Source organism: Paraburkholderia phenoliruptrix (assembly GCF_019511605.1).
Taxonomy (GTDB): Bacteria; Pseudomonadota; Gammaproteobacteria; order Burkholderiales; family Burkholderiaceae; genus Paraburkholderia; species Paraburkholderia phenoliruptrix_A.
Genome location: NZ_JAEUAV010000025.1, coordinates 1 through 21228 on the forward strand (window position 1 = coordinate 1; position 21228 = coordinate 21228).

19 protein-coding genes are annotated in these 21228 nt (G+C 62.1%); 13 read left to right on the forward strand and 6 right to left on the reverse strand.

The window, feature by feature from the left end; all coding sequences use genetic code 11:
* Positions 1-3697: ESPR-type extended signal peptide-containing protein (locus JNB89_RS24735; protein WP_262928136.1), on the reverse strand; the 3697-nt coding region annotated here is incomplete at its 3' end.
* 585 nt (positions 3698-4282) lie between these two features.
* Between JNB89_RS24735 and JNB89_RS24740 the strand changes: the two genes are divergently transcribed.
* The 13 genes from JNB89_RS24740 (at position 4283) to JNB89_RS24800 (ending at position 16598) form a co-directional block, all read left to right on the forward strand.
* Positions 4283-4564, forward strand: a complete 282-nt coding sequence (locus JNB89_RS24740) for a Flp family type IVb pilin (RefSeq protein ID WP_013342080.1) — start codon at positions 4283-4285, stop codon at positions 4562-4564.
* Between the two features lie 25 nt (positions 4565-4589).
* A complete protein-coding gene (locus tag JNB89_RS24745) occupies positions 4590-6116 on the forward strand; it encodes a pilus assembly protein TadG-related protein (protein WP_220363944.1) in 1527 nt (508 codons plus the stop codon).
* Positions 6113-7000 (forward strand): hypothetical protein, encoded by an 888-nt coding sequence (locus JNB89_RS24750; RefSeq protein WP_431026601.1) that lies wholly within the window; start codon positions 6113-6115, stop codon positions 6998-7000. Before JNB89_RS24745 ends, JNB89_RS24750 begins: the two co-directional genes overlap by 4 nt.
* On the forward strand, positions 6997-7710 hold the full coding sequence (locus tag JNB89_RS24755; protein ID WP_220363945.1) for a hypothetical protein: 714 nt from the start codon (positions 6997-6999) through the stop codon (positions 7708-7710). Before JNB89_RS24750 ends, JNB89_RS24755 begins: the two co-directional genes overlap by 4 nt.
* Position 7711: 1 nt before the next feature.
* Positions 7712-7909: a hypothetical protein gene (locus JNB89_RS24760; protein ID WP_220363946.1), complete on the forward strand. Its 198-nt coding sequence runs from the start codon at positions 7712-7714 to the stop codon at positions 7907-7909.
* Positions 7910-7929: 20 nt separating this feature from the next.
* The gene (gene cpaB / locus JNB89_RS24765) at positions 7930-9027 is read left to right on the forward strand and encodes a Flp pilus assembly protein CpaB (RefSeq protein WP_220363947.1); all 1098 of its coding nucleotides are present in this window, start codon (positions 7930-7932) and stop codon (positions 9025-9027) included.
* A gap of 24 nt (positions 9028-9051) precedes the next feature.
* On the forward strand, positions 9052-10926 hold the full coding sequence (locus JNB89_RS24770; RefSeq protein WP_220363948.1) for a type II and III secretion system protein family protein: 1875 nt from the start codon (positions 9052-9054) through the stop codon (positions 10924-10926).
* Between the two features lie 22 nt (positions 10927-10948).
* Positions 10949-12850: an ATPase, T2SS/T4P/T4SS family gene (locus JNB89_RS24775; protein WP_220363949.1), complete on the forward strand. Its 1902-nt coding sequence runs from the start codon at positions 10949-10951 to the stop codon at positions 12848-12850.
* 8 nt (positions 12851-12858) lie between these two features.
* A complete protein-coding gene (locus JNB89_RS24780) occupies positions 12859-13707 on the forward strand; it encodes a type II secretion system F family protein (protein WP_220363950.1) in 849 nt (282 codons plus the stop codon).
* Positions 13708-13709: 2 nt separating this feature from the next.
* Complete coding sequence (locus JNB89_RS24785; protein WP_220363951.1) at positions 13710-14591, forward strand: type II secretion system F family protein; 882 nt, start codon at positions 13710-13712, stop codon at positions 14589-14591.
* On the forward strand, positions 14588-14938 hold the full coding sequence (locus JNB89_RS24790; RefSeq protein ID WP_220363952.1) for a DUF192 domain-containing protein: 351 nt from the start codon (positions 14588-14590) through the stop codon (positions 14936-14938). Before JNB89_RS24785 ends, JNB89_RS24790 begins: the two co-directional genes overlap by 4 nt.
* A gap of 86 nt (positions 14939-15024) precedes the next feature.
* Positions 15025-15768, forward strand: a complete 744-nt coding sequence (locus JNB89_RS24795; protein WP_222859055.1) for a TadE family protein — start codon at positions 15025-15027, stop codon at positions 15766-15768.
* A gap of 17 nt (positions 15769-15785) precedes the next feature.
* Positions 15786-16598, forward strand: coding sequence for a lytic transglycosylase domain-containing protein (locus JNB89_RS24800; RefSeq protein WP_223216850.1), 813 nt, complete (start codon positions 15786-15788; stop codon positions 16596-16598).
* Positions 16599-16619: 21 nt separating this feature from the next.
* Here JNB89_RS24800 and JNB89_RS24805 read toward each other — a convergent pair whose 3' ends face one another.
* From JNB89_RS24805 to JNB89_RS24825, 5 genes are all read right to left on the reverse strand, one after another.
* On the reverse strand, positions 16620-17000 hold the full coding sequence (locus JNB89_RS24805; RefSeq protein WP_220363955.1) for an Hpt domain-containing protein: 381 nt from the start codon (positions 16998-17000) through the stop codon (positions 16620-16622).
* Between the two features lie 19 nt (positions 17001-17019).
* The gene (locus tag JNB89_RS24810) at positions 17020-17658 is read right to left on the reverse strand and encodes a response regulator transcription factor (protein ID WP_013342094.1); all 639 of its coding nucleotides are present in this window, start codon (positions 17656-17658) and stop codon (positions 17020-17022) included.
* Between the two features lie 140 nt (positions 17659-17798).
* Positions 17799-18872 (reverse strand): OmpA family protein, encoded by a 1074-nt coding sequence (locus JNB89_RS24815; protein ID WP_220363956.1) that lies wholly within the window; start codon positions 18870-18872, stop codon positions 17799-17801.
* 151 nt (positions 18873-19023) lie between these two features.
* Positions 19024-19863 (reverse strand): ABC transporter permease, encoded by an 840-nt coding sequence (locus JNB89_RS24820; protein ID WP_013342096.1) that lies wholly within the window; start codon positions 19861-19863, stop codon positions 19024-19026.
* Positions 19864-19878: 15 nt separating this feature from the next.
* Entirely contained in the window at positions 19879-21156 is a 1278-nt protein-coding gene (locus tag JNB89_RS24825) for an ABC transporter permease (protein ID WP_135895160.1), read from the reverse strand.
* Positions 21157-21228 lie beyond the last annotated feature (72 nt).

Here is a 21228-nt window from a genome sequence, read left to right on the forward strand (position 1 = left end):
CCAGCGTGACCTTGCTCTTCGTCGTGTCGTCATACGCGACGAATGCGTTGGTCACGACGCCGCTACTGTTGAACGTGCCGCCCATTGCCTGGAGCTGCGCAACGTTGACTGCGTCGTTCGTCGAGATGCCGTTCGCAACGTTCGTTAGCGTGACGGCCCTGGTCGTACCCGCGCCGCCCAGCGTGACCTTGCTCTTCGTCGTGTCGTCATACGCGACGAATGCGTTGGTCACGACGCCGCTACTGTTGAACGTGCCGCCCATCGCCTGGAGCTGGGCAACGTTGACTGCGTCGTTCGTCGCGATACCGTTCGCGACGTTGGTCAGCGTGACCGCCTTGGTCGTGCCCGCGCCGCCCAGCGTGACCTTGCTCTTCGTCGTGTCGTCGTATGCGACGAATGCGTTGGTCGCCACGCCACTGCTGTTAAACGTGCCGCCCATGGCCTGCAATTGCGCGACGTTGACTGCGTCGCTGGCCGCGACGCCATTAGCCAAGTTGGTCAGCGTGACCGGCGCTGGCGTGCCGGCAAGACCACCGAGCGTCACCTTGTTGTGTGCCGACGAGTCATACTGAACCGCGTTTGCCGAGCCGCTCGCCGTTGCAGCCGTGATAGCGGAACCCACGTCGGAATACGTCTGGCCGCCAATCGTGAACGAAGGCATTTTGACGGTGCCGTCAGCGTTCACTCCCGCGCCGCCGCCGATCATGCTGGTAACGCCGGTCAGCTGGTTGATATTCACCGCATCTGTACCGAGCGTACCCGCTGCTACGTTCACCACCTGGCGTTGTGCCGTTGCACTGCCAACTGAGACCGTGTTCGCACGGTCTGCAACGGAGCCACTACCCAGGGCGACGGCATTGCTTGTGCTGGCCGTAGCGCCATAGCCCAGAGCCACTGCATTCGCCTGGTTGGCCATTGCATTCGCGCCCAGAGCCATGGCGTTCAGGCCTGTTGTTGTCACCACGGCGTTGCCGCCCATCGCCAACGCGTTGGACGCATTAGCCATGCTGGTGGAGCCCAGCGACAGCGCGTTGGCGCCCTGTGCGGCCGCGTTGTAGCCGATTGCAACGGCGTTCGTGGCAGCATTGCTCGTGGTCGCGCCCGCGCCGATTACGGTTGTGTCCAGAGCCAGCGCAGCTGCTCCGCTACCTACGGCGGTAGAACCTGCCAACGCGGTGCCGGCGCCTGCACCGACTGCAAGGGAGCCCTGACCCAGCGCCGTAGCCGTCGGACCAATCGCCATTGCATCCAACGAGTTGTCAGTACTCGTTGACGTGCCTGCCGTAACGTTCGAACTCACCGCGATGTAGGCAGTGACTGGAGTGGCACCGAGCGTAGTTGCGCCCAGTAGCATGGATTTGAGGCCGGTCGACTGAGTAATCTGTTGCGACAGCGCAGCCTGAACAGCCGACAACTGGCTGTATGTGACAGCGTCAGTTCCTGAGATGCCGTTCGCCACATTCATGATGCGGCGTTCCGCACCCACGTCGCCTACAGAAACAGTATTCGCCACCGTGACGCGAGAGTTAGCGCCCAGCGCCACGGAGTTGGCAAACTGTGAACGCGCGCCGGAACCGATAGCGACGGAGCTGGCCCCGCTCGAGTATGCGGCGCCGCCGATCGCGACCGACTCCGAGCCCGTGGCGATAGCCGACGACGCTGCCGATACGACCTTGATGTACTTGGACGAATTGGCGACGTCATTGCTCAGGCCGCTGATAGCGGTGTCGACCCCGCTGAGTGCGGAGCCCACGTCGTTGTACGTACTGCCCTGCACGATGTACGCCGGGTTGGTGACAGCACCCGTTGCGCTCACGCTCGAGCCACCGCCCAGCGCATTGGCGACACTGCTGGCGGTGCCATACAGTTGTGCCCCGTTCACCGCGTCCTTGCTGGTCGAATTGACCTGCCCAACTGCCACGTTGGTGAGGCCGACCGCTGCCGTGGCCTGCGCGCCGCCAAGCGTCAGCTGGTTATGCGCGGACGAGTCGTAGATCACTGCGTCCGGCGAACCGCCGCCCGCAACGGCTGCAATCGCGGCGTTCATCTGGCCGAGGTTCACTGCGTCGTTAGACTGAGTACCTGCGGCGACGTTGATGATCTGGCGCGGTGCTGTGGTCGAGCCGACGGACACGCTATTCGCGCGGTCAGCCACCGAATTCGAGCCCAACGCCACCGAGTTGTTCGCCGATGCAATCGCCAGGGCGCCGATGGCGACCGAGTCCGTGCCGTCTGCTGACCCGTCTCCCAGCGTCGAATTTGTATGGAAGTACTTGACGCCGTGGTTGTAGATATTGATGATCGCCCCGCTCAGGTTATTCCCGAGCGAATTGATCGTCTGGTTCGTCTGAAACAGCTGGCCGCCGTTGACCGCGTCCGTGCTGTTGGCCGACGAGATATCGCCGGGCGCGACGTTCGTCAGCTTGACCGCTGCCGTGTGTGCCGTGCCGCCGAGCGTCACGATGTCACGCGCCGACGAATCGTACGTCACGATCAGCGGATTGCCCGCAATACCGTTGTTGACGAAGTTGTTGACCACATTGGTCACATTGGCCAGATTGTTCGCGACGTTAGCCACGTTGTTAGCAACGTTCGCCACGTTCTGGTTCGTCTGGAACAGCTGCCCACCGTTGACTGCGTCTGTGCTCCACGTCGAACTGATGTCGCCAGCAGTCAGATTCGTGATCTTGGTACCGCTCGTACCCTTGAGTGTGATCAGGTTCGACAAGGAGCTGTCGTAGGTGACGGCATTCTGAACTGTGCCGCCACCGCCGCCACCGCTCACGCTGGCGATTGCGGCATTCAACTGGTTCACGTTGACCGCATCGGTGCCCGCTGCGCCGGCGGTCACGTTAGTAATTTGCCGTGTGTACTGCGATTTGCCGTCCGAAGACAGATAGCCGACTGACACGGCGTCGCTGCGGCTCGCCACAGAGCCCGCGCCCAACGCAACGGAGTTCGACGCCAATGCCACAGCATTCGCACCGTATGCGCTCGAATTGGCGCCGGCGGCCAGTGAGTACGGGCCGGATGCCACCGAGCTGGAGCCGGTTGCACGCGCGCTGCTAGCCGTTTCCGTCGAAGGCGAATTCGCCTGGAAATAGCGCGTGTACTGGTAAAGCTGCCCGCCGTTGACGGCGTCGGAGCTGCCGAGCGAGACGTCACCAGCTCCCAGTTGGGTGATCTTGTTGCCGGTCATGTTCACGGTGTTGAGCATGTAGATTCCGCTCAATGCCGCGAGTTCGAGGTGGCCATCGGCGTAGCCTGCCACACGCGCGGTAATCGCCCCGTCGGTATAGCCGTTCGCACCGTTGTCTGTTGCGCCGTTGTTCAACGAGAACGACATGCCGTCGTTGAGGTTGCAGACCATGCTCTGCACTGCGCTCGACACCGGCCCCCACGCGGAGCCCATGGCGTTCATTCCCAACTGTCCGGGACACAACTCCAAACCACCATTACCTGTCACCGCCTGGGCCGCCGCCATGCCGGGGGCCATCGACATGCCCATTGCACCGATTGCCATGGCGATTGGCATGAAAGCAGTCTTCAACGAGGTTGCCGGGCGGCTCTGCGCACCGGCGTCCGACGAGATAGTGGAAGACGAAGCTGTCGCACGACCACGCGTCTTCGCGGTCTCGGGCGCAGCCACCCATGTTCCGGATACGTCATTCCAGACGCTGATATACGACTTATTCATAAATTCCCTAAATAGAGGGCAAGCCCCGCTTGCAGTTCGATTTGAGAAACCGTGCGCACACGCTCCCCGCACAAAAAACCGACCGGCACGTTTAAAGCTCGATCCAAAGTTTTCACGCATCGCGAATCTAACTGGGGGATGTATCTCTAAAAATCAGGAAACAGGAAAAACAAGTCGGAATTTTCCGCACATACGCAAGATAAATCGCAGCTATAGAAACAATGCGTTACCAGTGCGACAGTGGGCCTATTGACCATAAAGACGACCTTCGTCTTTCCGCGCGCTTGCATCAAGCAGTCGGGTGCTGATGCCGGCATGCAGCCTCCTCTTCGGGGTTGCGCAACCGCATCTGGCGAAAAAGGACACAAACTAGCCGGCGTATGCGGACGACATCCGATACAGGAATTGCAATGCCGAAATTGGGAAATTTCGCCGATCCATATGCCGCGTAGCTTCTTATACTTCTGCGCGACACCGTTGCTGATATTTATTAGGCAAGAACATTCCTAGTTTTACATTTATATCTAGGACAACACAGCTTGCACAGCCGTGTCTGAGCACTTCCAATCCTCTTTAAGAGAAATCATGAAAATCGCACAAATCCGTCGCAAAAATAAGCAACTCGGTCAGGGCATGACGGAGTACATCATTATTGTCGCTTTGATTGCTGTGTCGGCAATCGGCGTGTATTCGCTGTTCGGTCAGACACTGCGTAACCAGACCGCCGGCCTCGCCGTCGAAATGTCCGGTCAGAACGCCCAGAGCAATATCACGACGGCGCAAACCAACGCCAACACGGCGACAACCAACGCCAACAAGACCAAGAACATGGGTACGTATAACGACGCTAACAACGTCGGCAACTAATCGACTCCGGTTAGCGATAGCCATCATGCAAAGCTCTGCCCGCAAGGGCAGGGCCAGGGTCGCCGGCGCTAGCGGGCAGGCGCTGGTCCCTGCTCTGATTTTTCTACTGGTCGGCTGCATCGGCCTGTTTGTGGCGTTCAACTCGTTCCAGATGACGAGCGCCAAAATCAAACTGCAAAACACTGCCGACGCGGCAGCGTACAGCGCCGCCGTGCTGCAGGCGCGTGACTACAATTTTTCTGCTTATACGAACCGCGCGGCAATTGCGAATCAGGTCACCGCCGCGCAGATAGTCGCGCTGAAATCGTGGATCGACGAACTGGACGCGACCTACTCGCTGTCCGACCTCGACAACATGGTCAACGCACTTGCAGACCATCCAGCGCAATGGACTATCCCCAAGCAGATCGGCAAGGCCGACATTGCACCGGTGCGCGCCACCCTGGACGCGCTGCTGCCCACTGTTGCCAGCAAAATCGGCGTGCTCAATCGCGCGCTCAGCGACGCCCAGGCGAACTATCACGCAGCTGTGTTTGCTGCTGTGCCCGACACCGCCGAGGCCGTCGCACAACTGAACCAGCCCGACACTCACGTCACCGCCGGCTACTTCACGAGCGCGCGCAATGCTGCGCAACTGGCGGCGTGGAACTCGTACACGGCGACCATCACACCTGCGGGCACGGTCGGGCAGGACGACTTCGCCGACGTGGTCACGAATCCCGCCACGCTCGACCGGTTCGTCAAGAATCGCGACTCATTGCGCAGCGTCGCGCCCAATTTCCAGCAATTGAACGACAGCGCCAACATGATCTGCGGACAGGGCAGCTCTTTCACCATCTACGTGACACACGACGGCGGCACCCAGTTGCGCAACGATAAAAAGGGCTGGCAGTCCATAGACGCAAGCACGGCGCACCTGCGCATCAGTTGCATTGGGCCGATCGAAGCGGAAGCCGGCTACGGCGGCAGCGCCAACGGCAACGTCACGAGCTACATGACCCACCCGCCGTTTGCTGCGTGGCAGGACTGGGAGGGCTATGGCGGATATTTCAACTTCGGCTATACGGGCAGCTCGACGCCTGGCTGGCAAGTGCCGGACGCTATGGCGGAACAGTTCCGCGCGGGGCCCGGGCCTTCGCTGGACCCCGTCAACGGCGGCCTGCTGCCTTATCAGGAAGTGAATGGACAGCAGCTCTCCGCCAAGGCACCGCGCATCACTATCGAAGTCACGCGCGGCAGCGACACGCTCGTCAAAACCGTGGGCCTGCAGGGTGGCGGACGAATGCAACTGGATAGCGGTGCAGCAGGCGGTGCGATGCGCGCACTGTCGAGCGCGAACGCCTACTTTGCGCGCCCCGATGAGACGCCTTTCGGCAGTTCGATCTTGGGCGGCCTCGTGCACGCGGACCAATGGGCGCGCGCCGACCATGAAACCGAGTACCCGAGCCTCTTCAGCCCGTACTGGCAAGCAGCGCTGGCACCGGTCGACGCGAGCGAGCGCGCGGCGGCTCAGGCAAACCAGATTCCGGTAGACCTTCAGGCGCAACGATGATGAAACGAACACCCGCTAGAAATGCGCCGCAATCCGGCCAGGCGATGGTCGAATTCCTCGTCGCCATGATTTCCGTCATGAGCGTGCTGATGCTCGCGGTGATCATGCTTGCCAAGTTCAACGACGTTCGTAACCGTACGCTGATGGGCTCGCGCTATGCTGCGTGGGAGCGTACGGTCTGGACCGACAATGACCCAAGCAAGAATCTCGCCGCAGATGCCAGCACCACCGAGGGCTGGTCGAACAGCTACGGCGCCGCGGCACTCGCCGTAGGCAAGACCGACTCGGACATCAAGGGCGAAGTCCTGGAGCGCATCATGGCTGGCGACGGCGCGCCCGTTTCAGGCACAGATCGCCAGCAGAGCGAGCTAGCCGCGACACAGCCAGCCATGTGGCACGACTATGGCGGCGACGCTCTGCTGGCCTCCGCTTCGGACGTTCAGCTCAGCACAGGCACTGCGGACGACCCCGCGAGCAGTCAGACGGTCTCAGCCCTGGCCACGTGGCAGATTCCAACTGCGACCGGTACCCCCTTCACGGCGCACTTCGCCCTGCCCACGCGCACGCTGCGAGCCGGCACGGTCAGCGTGGCCATCGCTCAGGACAGCAGCGTGCTCAAGCGCTTGTGGCCGAAAGACAATCAATCGCCCGCATTCAGCGGCCTCACCTTCTCGGATACCAACGTGCTCATGACCAACACGTGGGTGCCGGACGGCTCGAACAGCAATCGCGCGCTGTTCAGTCAGGCGGTTCCGGCAGCCAACGTCACGCTGGTGCCGCCCAACGGCTATCAGTCCTTGCAGAAGTACGCACCGGAGATTTCCACACTCCAGTTCGGCCGCATTCAGCAGGACGTCGTCCCGCCCAACCGCTTGAGCCAATGAGATTGATTACTCACTTTGCGCGCGGCGCTGCCGCCGCGTGTGCGCTTATTGCCGGCCTCGCGGTCGCGGGCAACGCATGTGACAAGACTCCGGTTCGGCCGCGAAGCGTGGAAGCCATCGGGCGCGACATGATCGTGAACGGCGTGCCGACTTCGGTGGTCGGTATGCAATTCGACGGCACGGTCGACGATGTATCCAAGGCTTTCCGCGACTTCTGGTCCACCGAAAACGCACCGGCGAAAGGCCGGAGCACCGCATCCGGCCTCATGCTGAGCGCAATCGACGGCGACTGTTTCTACCTGCTGAGTCTGCCGCCGCAACGTGACGGCGCCCACACTCGCGGGCTGATGAGCGTGGTCCGCCTTGGTGCGGACAAGGCGGAGCATCGCATTGCGGACTCGGCAATCCCGCTGCCGGAAGAAAGCAAGGTTCTCTCCGACGTGGAGAGCCACGATGGCGCTCAGGCCGGACGCACGTGGCTGCTCGATCTGCCCGGCGAAGCCCGCTGGAACGCGCAGCGATACCGCAACCGCCTCACGTTGCAGGGCTGGGTGAACGTGGGCCGCGAGCCCGACTATCTATCGGCCGGCACGCGAGTCATGCAAGGCAAAGCGTTCGCGATGCAACGCGGAAAAGACAGCCTAGACGCCAGTTTTTCAGACCGCGACGGACGAACCGTCGCGGTCATCAATGCAACCAGGAACCGTTGAGATGCACCAACGCTTTGATTTTATCGCGCGGCCTCGCCGACAGCGCGGCCAGGCCTATGCGGAATACCTTGTGGTGACGGCCGCCCTGATCGGCGTCCTTCTCGTGGCCACTGGCGACACCGCCTCGCCGCTCGCGTCGCTCGTCTCGAGTTTCAAGTCGCTTTTTAGCGCCTACAGCTTCACCCTCTCGCTTCCCTGACCGGCAACGGTCGTTTGGTCATGCTTAAGAAAATTAAAATCCGTTCGCTTTTGTCGAACTCGTGGGTACTGTTGTTCGCCGCCGTGTGCGTTGCAGGCGGCCTGACGTTTCTCCTCTACAAATATCTCAATGAGCGTGAAACGAGGCTAAAGCAGGAAATGGCCGCGAACAAGGTGCATGCCGCCGTCCAGGTGGTGGTGCCCGCACGCGACCTGCCGGCCGGCACGCCGTTGTCGAGCAGCGATTTCGTCTCGCGCGAAATCCAGGGCGACCTCGTCTACGACGACATGATCCGTCCGGACAATTTCGAGCAGTACCGCACGTCTCACCTCGTAAAGCCGGTGCGCCGCGGACTGCCCTTGCGCGCCGCCGACATCGACGCACTGCGCGGCCGTGACTTTTCCGACATTCTGCCGGCGGGACAGCGCGCCGTGACGGTAGAGATCGACACGGTCAACTCCACTGCGTTGCTGGTGCGCCCGGGCAATCGTGTCGACGTGTACTGGATCGGCAAAGCCTTCCATCAGGACCGCACATCCGACGACCAGAGAGTTGCGCAACTCATTATGCCTAACGTGCTGGTGCTGGCCACCGGGCAGGACTTGCGCCCGCGCGACGCGGGCGAGGCGAGCGAGCAGGACCAGGCGAATGCGAACAGCAGCGCAATGAGCCGGCAGCAGGGCATGGGCTACACGACCGTGACGCTTCAGGTGCCCGCGGAAGACGCGGGGCGCATTGCCCTCGCGCAGAAGATCGGCGGCTTGCGCCTGATCTTGCGCAACGCGGACGACAAGGCCAGCGGCGGCCCCGTGTTGACCGAAGAGCAGGACGTGTTCGCGGACCCGGCCTCTTTCAGCGGCTCGGGCGGCAAGAAGTCGGGCGCGAAGGCGCCTGTGGTCGAAGTCATCTCGGGTGGCGGCGCGGCCAGCGCCAACATTGTTCCGAGCATGCAGTCCGACTCGTCGCGCGAAACCTCGACGTCTGCCAATGCGCCGTCTGTCGCGGTTGCACCCGCCTCTGTTTCGCCACAGCGCCAACCAAGCGTCTACGAGCAGGCCAACGCCATCGCCCAACAACTGCAGAAGAGCGTTGCGCCCAGCGCGTCTCAGCAGAACTAGAGCATCGAGCACAGGTTTCAACCAATGAAAGTCAAAAACAATGCGGTGCGATTGCGCCGTCGAGTCCTGCCGTCCGTGCTGGTCGGCGTATTGTTGTGCGAAGCCGCACCGCTCACGCTCGCTCAGAGCATCTCCTCGCCGGCAGCAGACGACGCATCGGCGGCGAGCCGTGTGCTGGAAATGTTCCGCGGCGAAGTGCGGATTCTGCGTGTGCCCGGCACCATCAAACGCATCGCGATAGGTAACGGCAAGCTGATTACCGCGAATGTGGTCGACGGCAACCTCATGCTGCTCGGCGAGCAGGACGGCATGACGTCGCTCGTGGTGTGGAACGAGAAAGGCATCGCCCTTCAGACCACCGTGCGCATCGCGAAGTCTGAAGTCAACGCGTCACTGCAGCAGTTGCGCGCAGTGCTGAAGTCGGTATCCGGACTTCGCATCGACGCGATCGGCTCGAACATCGTGCTGTCGGGCGTCATCCACCGCGACATGGTGGCGGTCGTCAAATCGGCGACCCAGGACATGAAGAACGTAGTCGACACAACCACCGTCGACGAGGGGGAAGCACTCAGAAAGACCGTGCACTTCAAGGTGCAGATCATGGAAGTGACACGCAATGCCCAAAGGAACCTGGGTATTGCGTGGGACAGCGCCTTCCGTGGACCGCAGATAGGTGGCGCTGCGAGCGTTGCGACAGGCGCAGCAAAGGCTGTCACGGCGGGTACGAGCTACTTTCTTGCGGGCATTGCGTCGAACATCAGTTCGCAAATCAACTTCGCCGTGAACAATGGCGATGCGTTCATTCTTGCCGCGCCCGAACTGAACACGCGCAGCGGCGGCACCGCCAGCTTCCTCGCCGGTGGACAGGTGCCGATACCGCAGTCAGGCGCGCTCGGCACCACGAACGTCATGTACAAGGACTATGGCGTCAAGCTGAGCATCAATCCGGTCGTCGACGCGAACGGCATCATCTCGGCGCATCTGACCACCGAGATCAGCCAGATCGACCCAACGGTGAGCTACGGTGGTCTGCCCGGCTTTCTCACGCGCAGCACGAGTTCGGACATTTCCATGCGCACCGGCGAGACGCTCGCCATTTCCGGCCTGATCAGCGCGGACGCAGTCAACGACAGCGACGGCATGCCGTTCCTTGGCCAGATACCTGTCATCGGTCAGCTGTTCCGTTCGGACAGTTTCCGCGCGAAGAAAAGCGATCTGGTGATTTTCGTGACGCCGCTCATTTCCGATCCAGAACTCGCACCCAACTCGGATCTGCTGGCGCGTGCCGATCGCATCGACAGTGAGTACGTCAAAAAGTTTGGCAATCCCGAGCCGCTCGTTGCCGACGAGGAAAAGGCGGCTCACATCAATGCAGCGCATCAGCCGATTCAGCCCACGCCCGCATTGCTGCCGGGACCTATCCGCAGCACGCCGCCACTTGCGCCTGCGGCCGAAGGAGCGCGGACATCCGATGTCGAGCAGGTGGCCGCTGAAGGTGTGTCACAAGCACCGCAACTGCGTGCGTCTTTCGCGGCGGTCGGACACGACGCGGCGACTTTGCCTTCCTCTCCGATGGTCCCGCAGGCGCAGCCGCAAACGCAAGCTCGGCAGCAAGCGCTAACGCAAGCGCAGACAGGGTCGCAACGGGAGCAGCAACAGCAAGTACAGCGTGCATCGGGATTGAAGCCCCAGACGCAAGCACAGCCGCAGACACAACCGCAAACTCCACCGCCCTCGGCAAGCACTCCACCCGAGGGCGTCGCCGAGGCCCTGCGCATGCTGAACGCCGCGGGTCAGCCGTCAACCGCGCCGAGCGCCGCGCCGGACGCCGCGCTCTCCACCACAAACGGCAAAGTGCCGCCGCAGCAGCTCGGCGTCCTCGGCAGCGCGCCGAATTGAACACGCCCTGCGGAGAATCGCCATGCTCAATCTTCAGATACACACGCGAAACGCGCCGGTGCGCGCGCTGCAAGTCGAACACGGTTGCACGATCGGCAAGGACGCGAGTTGCGACATCAGCGTCAAGGGTCTTCTGATCGGAAAATTGCAGGCGCGCATCGTGCGCGAGAACAACGCCTATTACATCGAGGACCAGGGCGGCATTGCGGCAACGCTGGTCAACGGCTCGCCGATCACACGCTATGGGCCGTTGACTGAAGCTGACCAGATCGAGATCGGCATGACGACGATCAGAATCGTTCGCGCCGAAGCCAATGAGCATTCCGTTAGGCCGAGTCATCATTCGGCACACGCGCGCTCGGTGCACACTTCGCCGTCGGTGCACCCGGCGGAATCCGCACCCGTCGCGCCGTACTCGGCACAGCGCCCCGCCGAACCAGAATGGCGAGCGGAGCCGCAGCGCTCTGTCGAAACAGGCGCGGCTGCACCGCATCCGCGGCCGCTTTCTCAAGCCCCGACTGCTTATGCCGCACGAGAGCAAACCGCGCGTCGCGAACAGCAGGCAGACACAGCGCCGCCAGGCACGTTGTCCAGTTCAGCACCCGCCGGCAAGACGACCGCCGAACCGTTGACCATCGCACCGATCAACAGTCCGCTCGGCATTGAATTGCGCAAGCAGGCTCACATGAAAGTGATCGCGGCGCTCGACCTGCGGCGGCTGAACGTCGCGCGCATGGAAGACGACGAACTGCGCAAAACAGTCAGCGCCGCGCTCGACGACATTCTGAATCACGACCCGATGTTTCGCACGCCGGACATTCCGCTCGAAACGCTGAAGAAAAGCGTGTTCGACGAAATTATCGGCCTCGGTCCGCTCGAGGAACTGATTTCGGACCCGACCGTATCGGAGATCATGGTCAACTGCCACAACGAAATTTTTGTCGAGAAAGACGGGCAATTGACGCGCTCGCCGGTCATCTTCACCGACGACCGCGCGGTGCTGGGCGCGATCGAACGGATCGTCGCACCAATCGGCCGCCGCATCGACGAAAGCTCGCCGATGGTCGACGCGCGCCTCGCCGACGGCTCGCGCGTGAATGCGGTCATTCCGCCGCTCGCGCTAAAGGGGCCGAGCATAACGATCCGCAAATTCTCCCGGCGCAAGCTCACCGGCGAAGACCTGATCAGGTTCGGCACGCTCTCGCCGCATATGCTCGAATTCCTGCGCACCGCCGTCAAGCAGGGCGCCAACATCATCATTTCGGGCGGCACGGGCTCCGGCAAAACCACGTTGCTGAACGTGCTGTCGAGCTACATTCCCGACGACGAGCGCATTGTGACCGTGGAAGACGCCGCAGAGCTGCAACTCTCGCAGCCCAATCTCGTCTCGCTCGAAGCGCGCCCTGCGAATATGGAAGGGAAAGGCGCGGTCCCCATCCGCGATCTGGTGAAGAACTGTCTGCGCATGCGCCCGGACCGGATCGTGGTCGGCGAATGCCGCGGCGGCGAAGCGCTTGACATGTTGCAAGCCATGAACACCGGTCACGACGGCTCGCTCACGACTGCTCACGCCAACACGCCGCGCGACTGCATTGCGCGTCTGGAAGTGATGACCCTGATGGCTGGGCTCGACTTGCCGGTCCAGGCAATTCGCGAACAGATCTGCTCGGCGGTCGACATTGTCGTGCAGCAGTCGCGTTTCTCATGCGGCTCGCGCCGCGTTACGCATATCACCGAAGTAAGCGGCATGGAATCGGGCGTCATCACGCTACAAGACGTGTTCGTCTTCAAGGAAGAAGGCTTCAGCGAACAAGGCAAGGTTCAGGGCAAGTTCGTGCCCACTGCCTATATTCCGGACTTCTATCAGGAACTGATTCGCCGGCGCATTCCCGTGAATACCGACATCTTCACGCATCCAGATTGAGGACGACCATGAGCCTTCCGATCATTCTCACGCTCGCGTTCGTCGGCACCCTGTCTCTGATCTTCCTCGTGTCGCGCATGGGCACCTCCACGCTGCGAGCCGGTTCGCGCCAGATGGCCGGCGAGATCGAGTCGTCGCTTGCCGACACGTTCGTGTTCGTGAGCCGACAAAAGGCGGCTGCATGGAGCATGCTCGTCATTGTCGGTCTGCCGGTGCTCGTTTTGGTGCTCAGCCGCAGCCTGATCATCGCGGCGGCTTCCATCCCGGTTGCGATGATGTTGCCACGCAAGTACTTCGAGCGCATGCGCAAGAAACGCATTGAAGCCATCGAAAAGCAACTGCCCGATGCGCTGCTGATGATGTCCGGCGCGTTGCGCGCGGGCGCGAGTTTTCCAACCGCGCTTGAAGCCGTGGTGCATGAAACGCCCCCGCCCATTTCGCAGGAGTTCGATCTGTTGATGCGTGAGATCCGCCTCGGCATAGACCTCGACATTGCCATGCGCAACGTCGAAAAGCGCATTCCCGTTCCCGACTTCCTGATGATGACGGCGGCCGTGACCATCGCGCGCGAGGTCGGCGGCAATCTGGCCGAAGCGCTCGAATCCGTCGCGCGCACGCTGCGCGAGAAGCTGACCATGGAAGGCAAGATCAGGGCGCTGACCTCGCAAGGACGCATGCAGGGCATCGTGATGACCTGTCTGCCGCTCTTTCTGATGTTGGTGCTGCGCTTAATGGAACCCAAGGCAATGGCGCCGCTCTTCACGCAGCCGGTTGGCTGGGCCACGCTCGCCGTGATCGGTGTAATGGAACTTCTCGGCTATTTCTCGATTTCGAAAATCACCAATATTGACGTCTGACCATGCTGCTATTCATCGCTCTCGTTGTCAGTATCGGGCTGCTCGTTATTGCGGGCATCGCGTACCGGTCGATCAGCGGCCTCGCCGGCGTAGTGCCGCCGGAAGATCGTACCTATCTCGACCCCCTGCCGAAGTCGCTGCGCCCTTTGTGGCCGCTCGTCAATTTCGTGGTCCATCATTTCGGCTCGCGCTTCGGCAACAAGCTGGTCGCGAAGACCGAGCTGCAATTGCGCCTCACTTCGTTGACATTCCTGATGAACGCGCATCAGTTCATTGCGCTGTCTGTCATCGGCGCGGTCATCGCTGCGCTCCTCGCGCTGCTGGCCATGCTCGCGCTCGGCGTCTTCTTCGTGCCGGTACTACTCGGCGCCGCGTTGCTTGGCTACTTTTATCCACGCATCTGGACGCGCGACGTGCGGCGCCGCCGCGTCGCGCAAATCCTCAAACATCTGTCTATCTACCTCGACTTTCTGACACTTGCCGTCGAAGCCGGTCTGAACATTAACGGCGCGATCCAGAAGGCAGTGGAAAAAGGTCCGGCCGGGCCTTTGCGCTGGGAACTCGAGCACGTGCTGCGCGACCTGAAATCGGGCCTCAACCGGACAGAAGCCTTGCGCCGTCTGGACGACCGGCTGCGCATCAAGGAAGTGACGAATTTTGTCGGCGCAGTCGTGCAGGCCGAGCGGATGGGCGCCGGGCTCGCGAAGTCGCTGCGCTTTCAGTCCGAGCAGCGCCGCTCCGAACGTTTCCAGCGGGCGGAGAAAAAAGCAATGGAAGCGCCGGTCAAGCTGGTCTTTCCGCTGCTCGTGTTTATTTTTCCGATCACCTTCATCGTGCTGGGATTCCCGATCGCAATGAAGTTCGTGCAAGAGGGATTCCTATGAAGCTCGCGTGTCTGAAAGTTCAGGGGCGCGACGCGAACGTCAAGGTGTCGATTGCACAAACCATGTGGGAACGCATGCGCGGTCTGCTCGGCCGCGACTCGCTGCCGCGAGGCGAAGCACTGCTGCTCAAACGCTGCGGCTCGGTGCACACATTCGGCATGCGCTTTGAGATTGATGTGCTGTTTCTGGACCGGCGCGAACGCGTCGTCGCAATTCATCGCGATGTGCGCAAGCGCCGCACGCTTTTCAACCTGCGCGCGGCCCACACCCTGGAAATGCCGGCCGGGGCAGCGGCTGAGCACGGACTCGCGGTCGGCGATTGTCTGACTTTCGAGGCCACGTCGTGAGTCTTTTTTCTTTCCCGTTACGGAAATTGCCGCTGCCCCGCGCAGCGACACGCGGCACACGCAAGCGCAGAGAGTCGGGTCAGTCGATGGTGGAGTTCATCGTCATCGCGCCGTTATTGCTGTTCGTCTGTTTCGGCACGCTGCAGTTCGTACTGCTGTATCAGGCGAAATCGACACTGGACGTGGCGGTGCTGGAAGCCGCGCGCGAAGGTGCCGTCAACCACGGCTCGATGCAGGCAATGCGCTCGGGCCTTGCTCGCGGACTCGCGCCCATCTATGCGCGGCAGGCAAGCGCCGAGGGCGCCGCGGCAGCGCTCGCGCAAGCGCAGGCCGACGCAAGCAATTTCACCGTCATCACCGTCCTGAATCCGACGCCGGCCGCGATCAGCGACTACGCGCGGCCACGCTACTACCCCGATGAGGGGGTGACCTACACGGAGATTCCAAACGACTCGCTGATGTATCGCGACCCTTCGATACCGAGCACGTCGGCGTCGGGCATGAATGTTCAGGACGCCAATATTCTGAAAATACATGTTCACTACTGCTACAACATGTATGTGCCGCTCGTGAACAAAGTGATCTACTACGCGGCCAACGTGATCGGCCCTATCGGCACTGGTGGTATTCTGACACGTGAGCCGGCGAGGCCCGACATCGATCCCTACGGTTTTCCGAAGAACAGCGACTCGCTGTGCAGAGTCAAACTCGCGGATGGCATCAAGACAGGCCGCTGGCCGATCTCGCTGGATTCGGAAGCGATCGTGCGCATGCAGTCGCCGGTGAGAGCGTCGGCACTGAGCGACTCGCCGAATCCGACGGGCGATTGATGCCGCGTCGGAGATTGATGGCGCGTCGGCTACTGCTGGTCGTGGCCGCCGCGTGCAGCGCTTACCTGCCGCTTTGCGCTCACGCCGTGGACGCAATCGTGACTGGCTTACGAGCAGCGCCGGGCGTAGTGATGATGGTGGGCGGAATGGCAGGCGCCGCGGAGCCGGTCGCGCGGCCAGCTCGCGCCGCGCCGCGTACGCTCGCGTCTGCGCATGACGATGCAATCGGTCCCCAGCCCGTGCTGGCCTATCCGCCTGACGACGCCGACGCTCGCCAATCCGTCGTGATCCAGGCTGGCCGTGCATCATTGAGCGACGCGTTGCGGCAGTCGTCCGCGTCGGTCGCTGCGCGCGTCATGGGGCTGTGGCCGATCATCAACGAGGCGGCGCGCGCGGCCGGGCTAGACAGCGCGCTGCTGATGGCGGTGATCGACGTCGAATCAAGAGGCAATCCGCAAGCGGTGTCGCCCAAAGGCGCAACCGGCCTCATGCAATTGATGCCCGACACGGGCGCACGGCACGGTGCGTCAGACTTGTTCGACGCCCGTCAAAATGTGGCTGCGGGCGCCCGCTATCTGAAAGAGCTGATGCGCCAGTTCGGCGAACTGCCGCTTGCGCTGGCCGCTTATAACGCCGGCGAGGGAGCCGTGCAAAAGTACGGTGGCCAGATTCCGCCGTATGCTGAAACACAGAGCTATGTGCCGAGGGTCATCGCGCGCTACCGGTGGTATCGGAGTGCAGCGTCTTCAACGGCGAGCGCGTGGGGAGCTGAAATAGCCGACGGCGGCAATGGGCGTCTGTTCGCGGTAGGTTCGCCGTCCAGGAACTGAACGATGACCGGAAAGCAGACGTTACGCGCCTGCGCCAGTATCCAGGCGCACCGCTTCTTCGATCGCTTTATCGAGATGGATCAGCGCGTCTGCAACCACCGGCATCAACGTCGTTGCAAGCTCACGATTCCGCTCACGCCCCGCCATTTCTAGTTCGGACAACGCAGCAATCAGCGCATCGTGACCCAGCATGCGGGCCGACCCGGCCATGCGATGTGCGGCGCTTGCCACTTCGGCCCAGCACCCGGCCTTGAAACTCTCCTGTAACGACGCGAGCCCGGTTCGGTTTGTCTCGGCGATCAGCTCAAGCATGCGCTTGATGGCGCGCTCGTCGTCGCCGACCAGTTGCTCTGCATTGTCCCGCAGCAGGCGGGAGTCCGGGCAGGATATTGCGGCTTTCATGCTGTGCGTACCTCGCTCGTCACGCCGAGGCAATGCGGCAACGACGCGCCAGATCGATCAACTCGACCAGCGACTTTACGCCCAGCTTGTGCATGATGCGGGTCTTGTGGCTGCTTACCGTCTTGTTGCTGATAAACAGCGCGTCGCCGATTGCCTTGTTGGACATGCCCTTCGACAGCATCTGCAAAATCACGAGTTCCTTGTCGGAAAGCAGCATGATGCGCCCTTCCTCACCGCTCGATGCCACGCCCGGCGCAATGCTCGCGCCGTTGGGCCCCACCGGAAAGACCGTGTAGCCGGCAAGCACAGCCTCCACGCCGCGCATGATCTCCTTCATTTCCTGCGACTTGCCGACAAAGCCGTGCACGCCCGAACGCATGGCGCGCGGCGCAAACGTGGCCGGGTCGTGGCCCGAGAGCACCATTACGCGAATGGGCGGGTGCACGAGCTTCAGGCGCGGAATCACATCAAGGCCGCTGATGCGCGGAATGTCGAGATCGAGTATCGCCAGGTCGGGCTTGTACTGGCGAGCCATCTCCACCGCGGTCTGGCCGTTGTCCGCCTCCACCACTTCTTCGACACTCAGCAGTTGCATGAGCTGCAGCCTGACAATCATCCGGAACGCTGGGTGGTCGTCGATAATCAGAATGGTTGACATGTGTTGCATTTCTCCTGAAAAAACTTGCGTTTCCGGTTGAGGCCGACCGTAGATTTCCAGTGGCTCGCCGCCAGCTTCGCGCAGCGTTAGGCCGTTGTCGTCCAGACGCCGAGAGCGCTGGCGCGCGCAGCGAACACGCGTCAGGAAGCGGCAACGACAAACTGGATCTCAACGCGGCGATTGGGCGCCAGACACCGCACCAATTCATCGCGCCTGGTTTGACGGCATTCGGTTACCGGCTTCGCGCTGGCGAGTCCGTGCACCGAGATGGGCGAGGTGACGCCGTGAGCGCGCAGATAGCGCGCCACCGTTTGTGCGCGTTGCAGCGACAGCCTCTGGTTATGTGCGTTTTCGCCAAGACGGTCGGTGTAGCCGGTGATCGCCAGTTCGCGAAGCGCGGTAACTGTCTTCAGGCTGTGCGCCACTTCGTCAAGCTCGCGCCGGCCCGCGGGCAGCATCGCGGCATCGTTGCCGCCGTCGAAACGGAACAGCAGGTCGGCGCGCAGCGCGATGGTGCGCGACACGGTGGGCGGCGCTGCGGCTGGGGTTGCTGCTGGCGCCGCGAGCGCCGCGTGTTTGCATTGCAACGCGCTTTCAGCCGATTTGCGCAAGTTCTCCTGCACGTCGGGCAGACGCTGCTCGGCACGAGCGAAGCTGCGCATCCATGCATCGTGGCCGGCTTGCATGAGCTCGACCTCGGCACACGCGAGCGGCGGCTGCGCCTCGGGGCACGAAGCGATGACAGGATCGGACTTGATGGTATTGACGATCTTCCACAGATCGGGCCGCACTACCGAGACAGTGCGCAAAGCAGGGTTGGCAGCGGAGAGTGACACGCCTTTTTCAAGCCCGCTTGTGATAACCGCCGCCTGGCCGATTGCCTCTTCGACGAAACCCCAATGATCGCCCGCCTGCCGTTCCTGCTGGCCGGCGTCGATCCAGCATTGCGCCTTGCTGCGGAAGTAGCCGTTCTGTTGCGGTTGCACGAGATCGAGGCGCGCCTGCAATGACTTGAGCGCTGCGCCGGTGTTGGCGACGGGGGCGTACGTATTGACCCATTGGGGGTTGGCGGCGCCTGCCGCCTCGTCTTGCGGGGCGCCCAGGCCGGACGTCAGCAGGGTGGGGTCTTGAATGCCGAGCCGTGCACGAGCGGCGTGGTCTGCGCAAGCTGTAAGTGTCAGCGCGCACACAAGCACGGTTAGCGAGGTCTTCATCAGCGGTCTGCGTCTCGCGCATTTTTTATCGAGGGATAAAAGTATGACGAGACGCAGAGACCTGCGGAATGGGATGAATCTTAGAACGATGCAAAGAGTTGTTGATTGTCGCCCTGCGTCAATGAAGTGCGCGACATTTTCTGGTTCGCCGTTATGCCCTCACTGCGCGCGCCGCATTTCGGCCGCGCAGCCACTCGAGCGCGAGCAGCAGACACGTCGAAAACACAATCAGGATCGTGGCCAACGCTGCAATAGTCGGACTGATATTCTCGCGAATGCCTGTAAACATCTGGCGCGGCAGCGTCGTCTGGTCTGCGCCCGCCAGGAAGAGCGTGACCACCACTTCGTCGAACGACGTCGCAAACGCGAACAGCGCGCCGGAAATCACACCCGGTGCGATCACCGGCAGCGTGATCCGGAAAAACGTTTTCACCGGATTCGCGCCGAGCGAAAGACTCGCGCGCACGAGGTTGTAATTGAAGCCCTGCAACGTCGCCGCCACGGTCGTCACGACAAACGGCACACCAAGCGACGCGTGCGCAAGAATCAGCCCGATGTAGGTATTGGCCAGCCCGAGCGGCGCGAAGAACAGATACATGCCGACGCCGACCACCACGACAGGCACGATCATCGGCGAAATCAGGATCGCCATGAGCAGCCCCTTGCCGCGGAAGTTCGCCTTGGTGAGCCCGATGGCAGCCAGCGTGCCGAGCACGGTGGCCACCACGGTCGCGGACGGCGCGACGATGAAGCTATTCTTAGCCGCCATACGCCACTCATCAGACGCAATCAGATTCTGATACCAGCGCAGCGACCACCCTGGAATCGGATACACCAGAAAAGTGCTCGACGAGAACGACAGCGGCACGATCGCCAGCACGGGCAGGATCAGATACAACAGCGTCAGCACGGCAAGCGCGCGCAGCGCGAAGTACCACACGCGCTCGACGAGCGACGTGTGCGGCGCGAACAGGGGCTTGGCAAGTTTCATAGCGGCAGACTCCGTTCAGCCGAGGCTCAGCGATGAACGCGTGAAGCGCCCATAGATTACGTACAGCACGAGCGTGGCGGCCAGCAGCAGCGCGCCGAGCGCGCAGGCCATGCCCCAGTTGATCGTCACGTTGGTGAAGTACGCGACGTAATAGCTGACCATCTGGTCGTTCGGTCCGCCGAGCAATGCGGGCGTAATGTAGTAGCCGATCGCGAGAATGAACACGAGCAACGCGCCCGCGCCAATGCCGGGATAAGTCTGCGGCACGTACACGCGCCAGAACGCGGCAAACGGATGACTGCCGAGCGAAACCGCCGCGCGCTGATAAGTGGGCGGAATCGACTTCATCACGCTATAAAGCGGCAGGATCATGAAGGGCAGCAGAATATGCGTCATCGAGATATAGACGCCGGTGCGGTTAAAGAGCAGCGCAAGCGGATCGTGCAGCAGGCCGCTGCCGACCAGCGCCTTGTTCACGAGCCCTTCGCTTTGCAGAATCACGATCCATGCGGCGACGCGCACGAGAATCGAGGTCCAGAACGGAATCAGCACCAGAATCATGACGAGGTTCGCGCGCCGCTCCGGCAGCGTCGAGATCCAGTAGGCGAGCGGATAGCCGAGCAGCAGCGCGAACAACGTGACGGCCGCGCCGATCACGAAGGTGCGGCTGAACACGGCGAGGTAGATCTGCTGGTCGGGGTCGGTCGGAATGATGTGGCCGAACGCGTCCTGCTTGTGATCGAGCGAAGCGAGCAGATAGAACGGCGAATACGGACTGCCGTTTTTCGCGATGGCCTGCCAGTACGCGATGTTGTTCCAGCGCTCGTCGAGTTCGGCGAATTTCGCGTGGAATTGCGCGGGCGTCAGTTGCAGCGGCTTGCTGTTGTCGTCGACGAACGGCATGGCGCGCGCCGACTTGGCGACGAGCGACCGATAACCGGGAATTTCCACGTTGAGCCGGCGGGCGAGCGCACCCATGCCGTCGCTGTCGGCAATCGCCGTCAGGTCGGTGGCGAGCGCGGCGTAGGCGGCGTCGGGCGGCGGCGTCTTGCGATCCCAGGTGCTGAGCGCGCTCAGCGTATGCGGCAGCGCGTTCACAACCTCGGGATTCTGCGCGGCGCGGGTCAACAGCGCCCCGATCGGCACGACGAAGATCAGCAGCAGAAAAATTGCCAGCGGCGCGATCAGCAGCAGCGCCATGGCGCGCTTTCGCGCTTCCGCGGCCTTGAGTTCGCGCTTGAGCCGGCCGGTTGATTCCGGCGTGGAATCGGCGGCGATCGTCATCGTAGTCACACCTGATCTCCATGCAGAGCTGTCGGCTGGAGTTCGCGCTTCAGCGCGTTACTCCAGCCCCATGCAATATCC